The following is a 15,088-nucleotide window of genomic DNA, read 5'->3' on the forward strand; positions in this document are numbered from 1 at the left end:
CATGACCAAGAGACGATCGCAGCATTGGTTCGGCGGGCTGGGCAAGGATGCCTTCATCCACCGCAGCTGGATGAAGAACAACGGCCTGCCCGACGATGCTTTCGACGGCCGCCCGGTGATCGGCATCTGCAACACCTTCTCCGAATTCACGCCTTGCCACGTGCATTTCCGTGGCCTGATCGAGCACATCAAGGCCGGCGTCCTGGAAGCTGGCGGCCTGCCGCTCGAATTCCCGGTCTTCTCTTGCGGCGAGTCCAATCTGCGGCCGACGGCGATGCTGTTTCGCAACCTCGCCTCAATGGATGTCGAGGAGGCGATCCGCGGCAACCCGATGGACGGCGTCGTGCTGATGGCAGGCTGCGACAAGACCACGCCGTCGCTGGTCATGGGCGCGGCCTCTTGCAATCTGCCGTCGATCGTCATTTCCGGCGGACCGATGCTCAATGGCCGCTTTCAGGGACGGGAGATCGGTTCCGGCACCGATGTGTGGAGATTCTCCGAGGATGTCCCCGCCGGCGTGATGAGCGAGCAGGATTTCGCCAATGCCGAGAGCGCCATGTCGCGCTCCCCCGGCCACTGCATGACCATGGGCACGGCCTCGACCATGGCCTCGATGGTCGAGGCGCTCGGCCTGGCGCTGCCCGGCAACGCCGCCTATCCGGCGGTCGACGCGCGCCGCAGCCGCATCGCCCGCATGACCGGGCGGCGCATCGTCGAGATGGTCGATGAGAATCTGCGCCCGTCGGCCATCCTCACGAAGGCGGCCTTCGCCAACGCAATCCGTGTCAATAGTGCCATCGGCGGCTCGACCAATGCGGTCGTGCATCTGCTGGCGATTGCCGGCCGTGTCGGCACCGAGCTGACGCTGGACGATTGGGATCGATATGGCCGCGATGTGCCGACCATCCTCGACCTGATGCCGTCCGGCCGCTTCCTGATGGAGGATTTCTGCTACGCCGGCGGCATTCCGGCCGTCATGAAAGAGATCGCCAGTCGGCTTGATCTCGACGCGCTGACGGTCACCGGCAAGACCGTGCGCGACAACATTGCCGATGCCCAAAACTACAATCCCGAGGTTATCCGCCCGCGCGACAAGGCGCTTACCGCCCAGGGCGGCATCGCGGTGCTGCGCGGCAATCTGGCGCCGGACGGCGCCATCATCAAACCTTCAGCCGCGTTGCCAGGATTGATGAAGCATCGCGGCCGCGCCGTCGTGTTCGAGGACATCGACGACTACAAGGCGCGCGTCGACGATCCCGCGCTCGATATCGACGAGAGCTCGGTCATGGTGCTGAAGAATTGCGGCCCCAAGGGCTATCCGGGGATGGCCGAGGTCGGCAACATGGCTCTGCCTCGGAAGCTGCTGAAGCAAGGCGTCCGCGACATGATACGCATCTCCGACGCCCGCATGTCCGGTACCGCCTTCGGCACCGTCGTTCTGCACGCTGCACCGGAAGCCGCCGTCGGCGGTCCGCTGGCGCTGGTCAGGAGCGGCGACTTCATCGAACTCGATGTCGAAGCAAGAAAGCTGCATCTCGACGTGTCGGAACAGGAACTGGCGCGGCGGCGGACATCCTGGGCTCCGCCGGAGCCGGCGATGCGCGGCGGCTATCAGGGACTTTATGTCGACCATGTTCTGCAGGCGGATCGCGGCGCCGATCTCGACTTTCTCGTCGGATGCCGTGGCCATGCTATCCCTCGCGAAAGCCATTGAGGCTGACCTGCATGCCCAATTTCCAGCCTGACGATTTCCACGGCATTCACGCCATTCTCTACGCGCTGTTCGACAGCGACGAAAAACTCGACCGCGCAGCGATGCGCAGGCAGGTCGAGATTTGCCTGGCGAGCGGCGTGCACGGCATGGCGGCGCTCGGCCTGGCGACGGAAGTCGCCAAGCTGACCGACGCCGAGCGCCGGACGATCATGGACTGGACAGCCGAAGACACCGCCGGAAAAGTGCCGCTCGCCTTCACCATCTTCGGTTCTTCTGTGGCTGAGCAGGTGGCGCAGGTTCGGCACGCCGAAAGCGTCGGAGCGGATTGGGTGATCCTGCAGCCGCCGCCCGTCGGATCCTATGGTACGCCGGAATACATCAGCTTCTTCGGCCGCGTTGCCGAGGCGACCGATCTGCCGGTGGCGATCCAGAACGCGCCGGCGTTTTTCGGGCGCGGCCTTTCATCAGACGAAATCCGCGACCTCGTCACGCTGTATCCCAACGTAAGGCTGATCAAGGGCGAGGGTCCGGTTACCGACATCGCCGGGCTGATCGAGCGTACCGATGGCCGGATACCGGTTTTCAACGGGCGTGGCGGCCTGGAACTGATCGACAATTTCCGCATCGGTTGCCGCGGCATGATCCTGGCGCCGGATTGCGCCGACTATGCCGTGCGCGCCTATCATGCGTTCCGCGCCGGAGGCGAAGCCACGGCCGAGGCTGAATATGCAAGAATGTTGCCGGCAGCGGTCTTCGTCATGCAAGGCATCGAAAACTTGATCTGCTATGGCAAGCGGCTGTTCGGCGCCCGCGCAGGCATCCCGATACACGACCGGGCTCCGGCGATGCGGCCCAGCGAGCCTGGCCTCGCGATGGTGGAGCGCTTTGCGGTTGATCTCGGTCGGTTGCCTGGCTGAACGGCAACTGCCTTTCAATAGGTCGTCCGCCCACCCGACAGGTCGAACGTGGAGGCGGTTGTAAAACTGTTCTCCTTGGAGACGAGCCAGGCGACCATGGCGGCGGCCTCGTCGACCTCCAGCAGGCGGCCGCGCGGAATGCGCGAGCGCATATATTCGATATGCTCCGGCGTCAGCTGTTCGAGAATGCGCGTCTGCGCCGTGGCTGGCGAGATGCAGTTCACCGCGATGTCGTACTGCGCCAGTTCCTTGCCGAGCGACTTGGTCAGGCCAATGACCGCCGCCTTCGAGGCCGAATAGGCTGATGCGTTGGGGTTGCCCTCCTTGCCGGCGACCGAGGCGATGTTGACGATGCGCCCGTAATTGCGCTCCTTCATTCCCGGAACCACCGCCCGGTTGACGTAGAACGTGCCGTTCACATTGACGTCGATGACCTTCTTCCACGTCTCGATGTCGTAGACGTCGAGCGGGGCGGCCGGGCCCGCGATCCCGGCGGAATTGACCAGAATGGAAATCTTGCCGGCGCGCTCTTCGGTCCTGGCGCGCGCGGCATCCACCGACGCCCAGTCGGCGACATCCACCAATTCTGTCGAAGCGGCGCTGCCGAGTTCTTCTCGTGCGGTCTCGAGACGTGCCTCATCGAGGTCCCACAAGCTGACCGTCGCGCCGGAGGCAACGAAGCGTCTGGCCATCGCGAAGCCGAGGCCCTGGGCGCCGCCGGTGACGACAGCGTGCTGGCCGTCAAGATCGATGCTGTTCATGTCGAGCGGTTCTTTCCGTTTGAGATTTTTCGTGGGCGCCCGCCGGCCTGTGCAGGCGGGCGATATCGCTACATGGTCGCGCCAAGGCTCCACGGCACGAACTCGTTGTCGCCATAGCCGAGCGCTTCCGACCTGGTGCGCCCGCCGGATGCCACGCGCAGGATCTCGGCGAAGATTTCCCGGCCCTTCTCGGCCAGCGAGACGCCGTCCAGTACATCCCCGCAATTGATGTCCATGTCCTCGCGCATCTGCTCGAAGATAAAGGTGTTGGAGGCAAGCTTGATCGAGGGCGTCGGCTTGCATCCGAAGGCCGAACCGCGGCCGGTGGTGAAGCACAATATGTTGGCGCCGCCGGCGACCTGCCCGGTGGCCGAGACCGGGTCGTAGCCGGGCGTGTCCATGAAGACGAGGCCGCGCTCGTTGATCGGCTCGGCATATTCCAGCACCGCGCGCAGATTGGTGGTGCCGCCCTTGGCGGAGGCGCCGAGCGATTTCTCCAGGATGGTCGTCAGCCCGCCCAGCTTGTTGCCGGGCGAGGGGTTGTTGTTCATCTCCATGTCGTGCCTGGCGGTATAATCCTCCCACCAGCGGATGCGTTCGATCAGCTTTTCACCCACTGCGCGGCTCTCGGCGCGCAAGGTGAGGAGATGTTCGGCGCCATAGATCTCCGGCGTCTCCGAAAGCACGGCCGTGCCGCCTTGCGCGACAAGCAGGTCCACCGCCGCGCCAAGTGCCGGATTGGCGCTGATGCCGGAATAGCCGTCCGAGCCGCCGCATTGCAGCGCAAGCACCAGTTCGGAGGCCGGCTGCGGCGTCCTTTCGGCAGCGTTCACCGTAGGCAGCATGTCGACGATCGCCTTGACGCCGGCTTCGACCGTCTTTCGCGTGCCGCCGGTTTCCTGGATGGTCATTGTGCGGAAGGTCGTGCTCTCCTCGATGTTGTAGGATTGCATCCAGCGTGGGATCTGGAACGCTTCGCAGCCGAGCCCGACCATCAGCACGCCGCCGACATTGGGGTTCGTGGCAAAGCCCCATTGCGTGCGCTTCAGCAGGTCGTAAGCGGGGCCTTTGGTGTCGATGCCGCAGCCGGTGCCGTGGACGAGCGCAATGACGCCATCGACATTGGGATAGTCGCGCAGGATGCCGGACCGGTTGACTTCGTCGGCGATGAACCGGGCGACGCTGGCAGAGCAGTTCACCGAGGTCAGGACGGCAATGAAGTTGCGCGTGCCCACCTTGCCGCTCGGCCGGCGGTAACCCATGAAAGTAGCGCGCTCGGCCTCGGCAACGACCTCGGTTTGCCTGGTATTGGTGCCGAAGACGTAGTCGCGTTCGAAATTGCGCAGATACACATTGTGCTCGTGAACCCAGTCGCCGGCGACGATGGATCCCCGCGCAAAACCAATGGTCTGGCCGTATTTCACGATCGGCTCGTCCGAGCCGATGTCGCGGAAGGCCATTTTGTGCCCGCGCGGTATGCGTGCCCTGGCCGCCACGTCCCCGGCTTTGTCGCCGATTTTCAACGGATCGACCGCCAGAAGAATGTTGTCGATATCCGACAGCTTGATGAACCGTGCCATGACCCAAACTCTGAAAAAGCTCCCCCCGACAAGGAGCGCCGAGAGGCAAAAGTGATTTGGAATACTAATATAACAGAATGTCAGTGGTCAAGGTGCGGTTGCGAAAGGCCTGGACTGCAGGGCGTTGCGGCGGATCGGTTAGGTGAGTGGCGTGCAATGAGTGCGCCTTGCGGCGCAGTTTGAGGGCGGCAAACGGCTGGATGAAAGAACGGACCGCCGCACGGCCGGGACACGGTCAGTCGAGATGGAAGACCTCTTCCATGGCCGCCCGCCATTCGCCCGTCGGCGCGCGTCGGCAGCGGCGTCTGCATGGGGTCGCACAACTCCCACCGTTCTCCGGTTCGCGCAGGAAGATCGAATAGTTGCGGATGTCGGCGCGACTGATGACGTCCAGCACCTCGGGCCAGACGGCGGCGTGGACGCGCTTGTAGTCCGCGATCGCCTCGGCTTTCACGCCGATACAAAGCCCCATTCTTTGCATGCCGGTTGCTCGCGAGGCTTCAGTCGAGAAGGTCGGCGGCGACTTCGAGCGTGTTGCGGAACGACGTCTCGAGATGATGTTCCATGGCCCTTGCCNCCCATGTCGGTGACCAGACGCTTTCCGCATAGCGCGTCGAAAATGGCCTCGTGCTGCTCGATCGTCTGTTCGCCATAACCCGGTCTTGGGATGGCGAGATAGCGTCCGCGGTCCATCTGTGCCTTCGAGATGTCGACGGCTCTCCAGATCATCGGCAGGCCGCAGATCTCGGCTATGGTGCGGTGGAAGACATCGTCGAGCTGTATCGCGGTGGCATATCTGCCGCGCGATATGGCAAGCCGGTGCGCCGCCATGTTGTCTTCCAGCAATTCGCTGGCTGCCGCTGTGAACTTGGCGGCCGCGCGTCGGGCGCTTTCCATCTCCAGGGCCCGCCGGATGACATAGGCTTCTTCCAGGTCGGCCCGGCTGATCGGAGCGACATAGGTGCCGGTCTGTGCCAGGATTTTGACCAGGCCCTCGTCGCTGATGCGCTTGACCGCTTCGCGAACGGGGGTGCGAGACACCCCCAGGGCCTCCGCGATGGCGACCTCGTTGATCACCTCCCCCGGCTTCAGCTGCCCGACGACGATCAGGTTGCGGATCTTGTGGTAGATCTGATCGCGGAGCGGAAGAGCCCGATTGAGCGTCGAAGGATCCAGGTCCATTGCAAATCCGTGTCTTCGTTCACCAGAAATGGCCAGATAATACTAGAATGTCAATTGGCACGCATCCAATGGAAGCGTCGGGTGTCGGTGGACACGATGCCCATAAACGACCGCCGGAATCCAGCTTGCCAGAACTGTTATATTAGTGCAATAGTCATCGTCCGCGGTGAGAAATTCAATCCGCAACCGAGAGCCTGGACTGAGTCGCGTGTTCAAAAGCCCGGACGTTCAAGCCAGTTCGAAGAGGGGTCGAGCTGCGTTGAAGAAACTATTATACTAACATATCGATGGCCGATACCGAGGACGATCGGCCAGCCGCCAGGAGGAACCTAGCCAGATATGACTGTCGCCGCCGATTGCGCCTTGGACATGCGAGGCATCAGCAAGACGTTCCCGGGCGTGAAGGCTCTGTCCAACGTCAATTTCGCCGTGAAATTCGGTACCGTTCATGCGGTCGTGGGTGAGAACGGCGCCGGCAAATCGACGCTCATGAAAGTGCTCAACGGGTCCTACGCACCCACCAGCGGCACAATCAGGGTCGGCGGCGCCGAAGTGCGCATGCGCCGGCCCGCGGACGCCCAGGCGCTGGGCATCCGCATGGTGCATCAGGAAATCAATCTGGTCCCCGACCTGAGCGTCGCCGAAAACGTCTATCTCGGCCGCATGCCGGGCAAGTGGACCTTTCTGCGCAAGGGCGAGATGATCCGGGCTGCAGCCGCCGTTCTCGATGAGCTCGGAGCGGCCATCAACCCACGTGAACGGCTCGGCAACCTGTCGATCAGCCAGCAGCAGCTCGTCGAGATCGCCAAAGCCTACGCGGCGCAGCCCAGGATCATCGTCCTGGACGAACCGACATCCAGCCTCAGCGAGCATGAGACGGCGGCGTTGTTCCGGATCCTGCGCAAGATGCGCGATGACGGCATCGCCATCATCTACATCAGCCACCGACTGAAGGAGGTGCTCGAAATCGCCGACGAGGTGACTGTGCTGCGCGACGGCTCAATGATCGAGACGCGTCCGATCGAAGGCATAAATGCCGCTCAGATGATCAGGCTGATGGTCGGTCGCGAAGTCAGCAATGTCTTCCCGAAAAGCCCGGCCGAGATCGGCAAGTCGGTGCTGCGCGTCGAACGCATCAGCGACGGCACGCGCTTCCGCAATGTCAGCTTCGATGTACGCGCCGGCGAGATACTGGGCTTGACGGGGCTGGTGGGCGCTGGCCGCACCGAGGTCGCCCGCGCAATCTTCGGCCTGTCGCGGCTTGTCGAGGGCTCGGTCAGCGTCAACGGACGCGAGGTCTCGATCAACTCGCCATCCCAGGCGGTCAGGGCAGGCATTGCCTATGTTCCGGAAGATCGCAAGGGCGACGGCGTCGTGCCTGGAATGTCGATCCGGGAAAACATCAGCCTGCCCATACTGCGCCGCCTGAGCCGTTTCGGTCGCATCAGCCGCAGCGCCGATCACTCGCTTGCCGCGGACTCGGTCAAGCAGTTTTCGATTTCACCGCCCGACGGCGAACGGCGCATCAGCCTTCTGTCGGGCGGTAACCAGCAGAAGGCGGTCATCGCCAAATGGCTTGCCGCCAAACCTTCGGCCTTGATCCTCGACGAGCCGACGCGGGGCGTCGACGTCGGCGCCAAGGCCGAGATCCACCACATCATCGGCCAACTCGTCGCCGGCGGCATGGCGGTCGTGATGATCTCGTCGGAGCTGCCCGAAATCCTCGGCGTCTGCGATCGCGTGGTGGTGATGCGCGATGGCTATGCCTCCGAGCCTCTCCTGCGCAGCGAATTGAGCGAGGAGCGCATCATGGCGCTAGCCACGGGGGAGGAGACGGCGTGACCGAAGCTGCCATGGAGATCGGCGGCGTGAACCGCAACGACCGCTTTACGCGTGGCAGCAGGCTTGTCGATGTCCTGTCGAAGGCGGGGCTGGCCTTCGCTATCCTCGCCGTGATGCTCTACGGCTCCTTCGTCAGCCCCGCCTTCTTCACATCAGGCAATTTGCTCAACGTCCTGACCTCGATGTCCATCGTCGGCATCGTCGTCGTCGGCATGACCTTCGTGCTCGTGGTCGGCGGCCTGGCCGACCTGTCGGTGCCGGCCACCATCGCCTGCGGCGCCATCCTGTCGCTCGGGCTGCAGCCGATGATCGGGCCGCTGCCGGCCTTCGTGCTGGCGGTTGGTCTCGCGGGCCTCATAGGCCTGCTCAACGGGGTCCTGGTCGGATATGTCGGCATCAATCCAATCATTGCCACGCTCGGCATTGGCACGATCGGACTGGGCATCGTCCAGGCGGCTGTCGGCGGGGTCATCGTCTATGGCAGCAATCCCGCCTCCGCCGAATTCGCCAAGGGCCGGCTGTTCGGCATTCCGGTCGTGGTGCTGATCTTCCTGGTCATTGCTCTTGTCGGCCATTTCGTCCTGTCCCGCTCCTTCTGGGGCAGATGGACGCTCGCCACCGGCGGCAATTACAGCGCCGCCGAGGCAAGTGCGGTTCCGGTGCAGGCCGTGAAGGCTGGCGCCTTCGTGATCACAGCACTCGCTTCCGGCATCAGTGGCGGCCTGCTCGGGCTGACGCTGCAGAGCGCGCGGCCGCTCATCGGCGGCGGCTACGAATTCAGTGCCATCACGGCGGTGGTGGTCGGCGGCGTGTCGATCGTCGGCGGCTTCGGATCGGTGCCACGGGCCATCGCCGGCCTCATCTTCGTGCAACTGCTGACCAACGTCATGGTGCTCGACGGTGTGCGCACGCCGATCCAGGGTTTCGTGCTCGGCATCCTGATCGTCGGCGCCGTCGGCATGGATGCGGCGCTGCGCAAGCGGGGCGTGTCGTGATGCGTTTTCTTTCGCTTGTCTCGCAGTATCGCGTCATCGTCATTCTCGGTCTGACGCTGGTCATTTCCGCGCTGGTGGTCCCCGGCTACCTCTCGGCATCGACCCTCGGCCTCGGCCTCGACCGGGCGGCGACAATCGGCCTGATCGCGATCGGCCTGACGGTGCTTTTGATATCGGGCCAGATCGACCTCTCCGGTGGCGCGGTGTTTGCCCTGGCCGGCATCGTATCGGTCATCCTGCAGCGNAGATCGGCATCCTCCCTGCCGCGATCGTCGGCATCCTGGTCGGTACCCTGGCAGGCGCCGTCAACGGCATGCTGGTCGTCGGCCTGAAGGTGAATTCGCTCGTGCTGACGCTCGCGACGATGCTGATCTTCCGCTCGCTCGCGCACTGGATCACCAACAGCCAGCCGGTGACCGGAACCGACATCATGCTCTCCCTGGCGCTGGCCAAGATCTATCTCGATGTCTTCACCCTCCGCAGCGCGCTGTTCATCGCCCTGATCGTGCTGCTGCATTTCTGGCTGACGCGCACCATACCTGGGCGTAACGTTTTTGCGGTGGGATCCAACCCGGCGGCTGCCAAGGAAAGCGGTATCGCCTCGGACCGTATCGTCTTTCTCGGCTTTGTCTTTGCCGGCACGCTTGCCGGCCTAGCGGGGGTTCTCCAGAGCCTCGTCACCAACACCGGCTCGCCCGTCTTCGGCTCGGAACTGACGGTCGCCGTCATTGCCGCGGTCGTTGTCGGCGGAACTCGTCTCGAAGGCGGCAGGGGATCCGCGCTCGGCACGCTCGGCGGCGTGCTGACAATCGGCTCGCTGACCATCGCGATGGAGTTCCAGTCCGTTCCCGCATACGTCCAGCAGGTCGTGTCCGGGCTTATCCTGATCCTGCTCGTCGTGCTCGATCGGGCCGTTACCACCAAGGGGAGGGCTCCGGGCACGCGCCCGGCGCTCGTTCGCGACAATCCAATCACTCAAGGAGGAACCACATGATTGGGAGGAAACACATGATTGGCAAGAAAAGCATGCTTCACGTCGCCGCCATGGCGGCTGTGCTGGCATCGACGGGCTGGGCCAGCGCCAAGACGGTCTGCTACGTGACGGCAGCGGATTCGCATGCCTACGCGACGCCGGCCAACAAGGCGCTTCAGGCGCGCGCCGCGGAACTCGGCATCGAGATCCTGAGCCTCAGCCAGGATTTCGACGTCCAGAAAGGCACCGAGCAGCTCAACACCTGCGTTGCGCGCAAGGTCGACGGCATCATCCTGTGGCCGCTCGACCCGCAGGCATACATACCGGGGCTGGCGCGCGCGCAGCAGGCGAACATTCCGGCGATCCTCATCAATTCGCCGATGAGCGACGATGCCAAGCCGTTCATCAAGTCGTTCACCGGGCCTGATGTCTACGAGGAAGGCAAGCTGGCGGCGGACTCGCTGAGCAAGGCGCTGGGCGGCAAGGGCTCCGTCGTCATCATCGCCGGCCAGGCTGGCAACGGCACCACGATCGGACGTGTCAGCGGCTTCACCGACCGTCTCAAGGAAACCAATGCCGACATCAAGGTGCTCGACACGGTCAACGCCGACTTCGACCAGCAAAAGGCGCTGGTGGTCAGCCGCGATCTGATCACACGCTTCGGCGACCAGATCAGCGGTGTCTACGCCAATGACGACACGATGGCCCGCGGCTTCATCGACGCATGGAAGGAGGCGAACCCCTCCAAGGCCGCACCGCCGATCGTCGGCATCAATGGCCAGAAGGATGCGTTCGAATCGATCCGCACCAATGAGATGTACTCGACCATCGTCCAGTCGCCCGTCGAGGATGGCCGCCTGGCGATCAACACGATGGCCGAGATCATCGACGGCAAGGAGGTCAAGGACCGGCTACCCATCCCGCTGACCGTCGTCACCAAGGACAATGTCAACGCGGTCGAACCCGCGTTCTGATTCAGGAAGGCCGGCCCGGTGCACTCGGGTCGGCCTCACCGCCGACGCGTTGGAGAGAGAAATTCTAATAGCGGCGACAGAATTGGAATAAACTAACTCTACAGAGTTTGTGGAATAAGCAATCTGCACTGGCGATCTGGTTTCCACCCGGACAGGACCACGCCATGCCCACTCTCTTACGCTCGCCCTCGACCAAAGCAGACATATCCAGTCGCCAGGCAGCGGGAGAAAGGCCATGAGCCGGATCGTGCCAGACCGCATCAAGGTGCTCTGGTTTCTGCCGACGCATGGCGACAGCCGCTATCTCGGCACAGCCGAGGGCGGCAGATCGGTCGATCTGCCGTATCTGACGCAAGTGGCGAAGGCGGCCGACACGCTCGGCTACTATGGCGTGCTGTTGCCGACCGGCCGCTCTTGCGAGGATTCCTGGGTGATCGCATCGGCCCTCGTACCGATGACCGAACGCTTGCGTTTCCTTGTCGCCGTGCGGCCCGGTTTGCAGTCGCCGACGCTGGCCGCGCGCATGACTGCGACGCTGGATCGCATCTCCAATGGCCGCCTGCTGATCAACGTCGTCACCGGCGGCGATCCGCTGGAGAACAAGGGCGACGGCATTTTCCTGTCGCATGCCGAACGTTACGAGGTGACGCAGGAATTCCTTCGGATTTACAAGCGGGTGCTGAGCGGCGAGACGGTCGAGCATCAGGGCAAGCATTTCCGCATCGAGGATGGAAGGCTGCTGTTTCCGCCGGTGCAGACGCCCTACCCCCCCCTCTATTTCGGCGGCTCGTCCGACGCTGGGTCCGTGGTGGCGGCGCAGGAGATCGACAAATATTTGACCTGGGGAGAGCCGCCAGCCGATGTAGAGCGCAAGCTGGACGGCATGCGTGAACTGGCGCAGAAGGCTGGCCGCAAGCTCTCCTTCGGCATTAGGCTGCATGTCATCGCCCGCGAAACCACCGAGGAGGCCTGGGCCGCTGCCGACAGGCTGATCAGCCGGCTCGACGACGCGACGATCGCCTCGGCGCAGAAGGTCTTTGCCCGCATGGATTCGGTCGGCCAGGCGCGGATGAGCGCATTGCATGGCGGCAATCGCGCCAAGCTCGAGATCGCCCCCAACCTCTGGGCCGGCGTCGGCCTGGTGCGCGGCGGCGCAGGTACCGCACTTGTCGGCGATCCCGACACGATCGCCGAGCGCATCGACGAGTACCGGCGCCTCGGCATCGATACCTTCATCCTTTCCGGCTATCCACATCTCGAAGAAGCCTATCGCTTCGGCGAGCTGGTGCTGCCGAAACTGCCGACCGACCATCCGGTCAAGGCAGCCGGCTCGTCCGTAAACACCGGTCCGTTCGGCGAAACCATCGCCGGCGACCACCGGCCGAAGTCGCTCGCCAGCGCCTCGTGAACTTGCTTCCTGCGTCCTCGCGGTTGCGCGTCGCCATTATTGGTGGCGGCTTTTCCGGTGCGGCGGTGGCGTGGCACCTGGCGCAAATGCCTCGACCGGAGCGCATTTCCATTTCCGTGATCGAGCCACGACCGGTTCTTGGCGGTGGCCTTGCCTATTCCAGCGAGGAACCGTCTCATCGGGTCAATGTTCCCGCGGTCAGGATGAGCATGGCTCCCGACGACCCGCAGCATTTTGCACGCTGGTTGACTGGCAGCGGAGAACTCGAACACGACCCGGATGCCATCTGGAAGAACGGCGACGCTTTTCCGCGCCGGCGCGTGTTCGGTCGCTATGTTGCCGAGCATCTGGCGCCGCATCTCAATTCCGGCCTTGTCCATCATGTTGAAGGTTCCGCCACACGCGTGACACGCGATGCCAGTGGCGCGGGCTGGACCGTGCACACCTCTGCCGGACCGGTCGCCTCCGACATCGTCGTTCTAGCAGCAACGCATCCCCAGCCTGCAATTCCAGCCGCGTTGATCCACCTGACGGAAGCGCCGGGTTTCATCGCCGACCCATACGCTGCCGCGGCGCTTGCCGGGATCGGGCCGGACGCCTCGGTGCTGATCGTCGGCTCCGGGCTGACCTCGGCCGACATGGCCGCCGAACTTGACCGTCGTGGCCATCGTGGCCGCATCCTCACGCTGTCGCGCCGCGGCTTACGCTCGCGCGGACACCCCGATGTCAGGGGCGAGCCTTTTGGCGATTTTGCATCCGCGCCGGCGACGACGGCGCTCGGCCTGCTCAGGACCATTCGCGCGACGCTGGCAGCGGCAAGAGCGGCCAATGTCAACTGGCAGTCGGTCTTCGACCAGTTGCGCCTGCAGGGGCCGGTGCTGTGGGCCGCACTTGCCCCGCCGGAGCGGGCAAGGCTGGTCCGCCAGCTGCGCGTGTTCTGGGACGTGCATCGTTTCAGGATCGCCCCGCAGGTCGCCGCCGTGCTCGACCGGCGCCATGCCGCCGGTACAGTCGACACCATTGCCGCCAGGCTTGTCGCGTCGAACGATGAGGACGGCAGCCTGGCTGTCAGCTTTCAACGGCGCGGGCAGACCCGGATCGAGGCGGCGCGCTTCGCTGCCGTCATCAACACCACCGGTCCGGCTCATGGGCAGGCGCTGCAGCTGAACCCGGCGCTGAGCTCGCTGGCGGAAACCGGCTTGATCAGGACGGACCAATATGGGCTTGGCATCGAGACAGGTCTCGACAGCCGCGCGATCGGCCGGGACGGTGAGGCGGTCGCGACACTCCTGGTCGCCGGCCCGCTGGCACGAGGGACTTTCGGCGAGCTCATGGGTCTGCCGGAAGTCGCTCGCCATGCCCAGGCGGTCGCGGTTGAAATTGCCAAGCTGCTGGTAACGCTGCCGTCAGCGCAGGCCATCGGCGCCAATGCCGCGCAGGGTCCGGTCATGAGCTGACACCGGCAAACCGGGTTGGCCGAGCAAAATTGGTATTTCCGTCCCAAGAGGGGCTCAAAAACGGAAAATCCTTCTTTGTATATAGATTCTATAAACATAATAAATACCGACGAAACCGGCTGCGGTCGGATCGATCAACGAGATGGCCTGAATGGGAGACAGTTCATGGCACACGCAGAGACCGACTCGATCAAGTTTGCTTACTGGGTGCCGAATGTTTCGGGCGGCCTTGTGATCTCCAACATCGAGCAGCGCACCAACCATTCGGCCGAGTACAATCGCAAGCTGGCGCAGATCGCCGAGAAGTCCGGCTTTGATTACGCACTCAGCCAGATCCGCTTCACCGCCGGCTACGGCGCCGACGAGCAGCATGAATCGGTGGCGTTCAGCCATGATCTGCTGGCGGCGACCACAACGCTCAAGGTCATCGCGGCGATCCTGCCCGGACCGTGGAACCCGGCGCTGGCGGCCAAGCAGATCGCCACCATCAGCTATCTCACCAATGGCCGCGTCGCGATCAACCTCGTCTCCGGCTGGTTCCGTGGCGAGTTCCATGCCATCGGCGAGCATTGGCTCGACCATGACGAGCGCTATCGCCGCTCGGAGGAATTCATTCGTGCGCTGCGCGGAATATGGACCGAGGACAGCTTCACCTTCCGTGGCGATTTCTACCGCTTCAACGAATATTCGCTGAAGCCGAAACCGCCGCAGCCGCTGCCCGAAATCTTCCAGGGCGGCTCGTCGCGCGCCGCGCGCGACATGGCATCGCGGGTCTCGGACTGGTACTTCACCAATGGCAACACGCCGGCCGAGATCGCCAAGCAGGTCGACGACCTCAGGACCAAGGCGAAGGCCAATAACCATTCCGTCAAGGTTGGCGTCAACGCCTTCGCGGTCGTCCGCGAGACAGAGGATGAGGCCAGGGCGGTGCTCGCCGAAATCATTGCCAAGGCCAACCCCGAGGCGGTCAACGCCTTTGGCCATGAGGTGAAAAATGCCGGCAAGGCTTCGCCGGAAGGCGAGGGCAATTGGGCGAAATCCTCCTTCGACGATCTGGTCCAGTACAATGACGGCTTCCGCTCGAACCTGATCGGCACCCCCAGGCAGGTCGCTCAACGCATCGTCGACCTGAAGCGCGCCGGCGCCGATCTCATCCTGCTCGGCTTCCTGCACTTCCAGGAAGAGGTCGAGTATTTCGGCAAGCATGTCATCCCGCTGGTCCGCGAACTGGAAAACNCTTCCTGCACTTCCAGGAAGAGGTCGAGTATTTCGGCAAGCATGTCAT

General features: G+C 63.6%; 12 protein-coding genes and 1 pseudogene. 9 read left to right on the plus strand and 4 right to left on the minus strand.

The features are described from left to right. Nucleotide 1: 1 nt before the first annotated feature. Entirely contained in the window at nt 2-1,714 is a 1,713-nt protein-coding gene (araD, locus tag X735_RS149970; protein ID WP_023811526.1) for an L-arabinonate dehydratase, read from the plus strand. An 11-nt stretch (nt 1,715-1,725) separates the two neighbouring features. After that, nucleotides 1,726-2,631, plus strand: coding sequence for a dihydrodipicolinate synthase family protein (locus X735_RS149965; protein ID WP_023811527.1), 906 nt, complete (start codon nt 1,726-1,728; stop codon nt 2,629-2,631). Nucleotides 2,632-2,645: 14 nt separating this feature from the next. On the opposite strand, the gene X735_RS149960 is transcribed toward X735_RS149965, so the two are convergent. From X735_RS149960 to X735_RS01000000165895, 4 genes are all read right to left on the minus strand, one after another. Beyond that, nucleotides 2,646-3,392: an SDR family NAD(P)-dependent oxidoreductase gene (locus X735_RS149960; protein WP_023811528.1), complete on the minus strand. Its 747-nt coding sequence runs from the start codon at nt 3,390-3,392 to the stop codon at nt 2,646-2,648. A 68-nt stretch (nt 3,393-3,460) separates the two neighbouring features. Continuing rightward, nucleotides 3,461-4,972, minus strand: coding sequence for an altronate dehydratase family protein (locus X735_RS149955; protein WP_023811529.1), 1,512 nt, complete (start codon nt 4,970-4,972; stop codon nt 3,461-3,463). Nucleotides 4,973-5,207: 235 nt separating this feature from the next. Beyond that, nucleotides 5,208-5,453 (minus strand): L-rhamnose mutarotase, encoded by a 246-nt coding sequence (locus X735_RS149950; protein ID WP_023811530.1) that lies wholly within the window; start codon nt 5,451-5,453, stop codon nt 5,208-5,210. Next, the gene (locus X735_RS01000000165895) at nt 5,423-6,154 is read right to left on the minus strand and encodes a GntR family transcriptional regulator (protein WP_245273224.1); all 732 of its coding nucleotides are present in this window, start codon (nt 6,152-6,154) and stop codon (nt 5,423-5,425) included. The genes X735_RS149950 and X735_RS01000000165895 overlap by 31 nt, the downstream gene beginning before the upstream one ends. Before the next feature lie 339 nt (nt 6,155-6,493). Here X735_RS01000000165895 and X735_RS149945 point away from each other — a divergent pair, with 339 nt between their 5' ends. The 7 genes and pseudogenes from X735_RS149945 to sfnG form a co-directional block, all read left to right on the plus strand. Continuing rightward, entirely contained in the window at nt 6,494-7,996 is a 1,503-nt protein-coding gene (locus X735_RS149945; protein WP_023811531.1) for a sugar ABC transporter ATP-binding protein, read from the plus strand. Further along, the gene (locus X735_RS149940; protein ID WP_245273225.1) at nt 7,993-8,991 is read left to right on the plus strand and encodes an ABC transporter permease; all 999 of its coding nucleotides are present in this window, start codon (nt 7,993-7,995) and stop codon (nt 8,989-8,991) included. Before X735_RS149945 ends, X735_RS149940 begins: the two co-directional genes overlap by 4 nt. A 313-nt stretch (nt 8,992-9,304) precedes the next feature. Then, on the plus strand, nt 9,305-9,985 hold the full coding sequence (locus tag X735_RS01000000165900; protein WP_023811534.1) for an ABC transporter permease: 681 nt from the start codon (nt 9,305-9,307) through the stop codon (nt 9,983-9,985). A 14-nt stretch (nt 9,986-9,999) separates the two neighbouring features. Next, nucleotides 10,000-10,938, plus strand: coding sequence for a sugar ABC transporter substrate-binding protein (locus tag X735_RS149935; protein ID WP_023811535.1), 939 nt, complete (start codon nt 10,000-10,002; stop codon nt 10,936-10,938). Between the two features lie 235 nt (nt 10,939-11,173). After that, entirely contained in the window at nt 11,174-12,346 is a 1,173-nt protein-coding gene (gene ssuD / locus X735_RS149930) for an FMNH2-dependent alkanesulfonate monooxygenase (RefSeq protein WP_023811536.1), read from the plus strand. Beyond that, a complete protein-coding gene (locus tag X735_RS149925) occupies nt 12,343-13,803 on the plus strand; it encodes an FAD/NAD(P)-binding protein (RefSeq protein ID WP_023811537.1) in 1,461 nt (486 codons plus the stop codon). Before ssuD ends, X735_RS149925 begins: the two co-directional genes overlap by 4 nt. Before the next feature lie 165 nt (nt 13,804-13,968). After that, a pseudogene (gene sfnG / locus X735_RS149920) lies at nt 13,969-15,036 on the plus strand (dimethylsulfone monooxygenase SfnG); the annotation flags it as partial. Between the last annotated feature and the right edge of the window lie 52 nt (nt 15,037-15,088).

It is taken from the genome of Mesorhizobium sp. L2C084A000, from assembly GCF_000502875.1.
GTDB lineage: Bacteria > Pseudomonadota > Alphaproteobacteria > Rhizobiales > Rhizobiaceae > Mesorhizobium.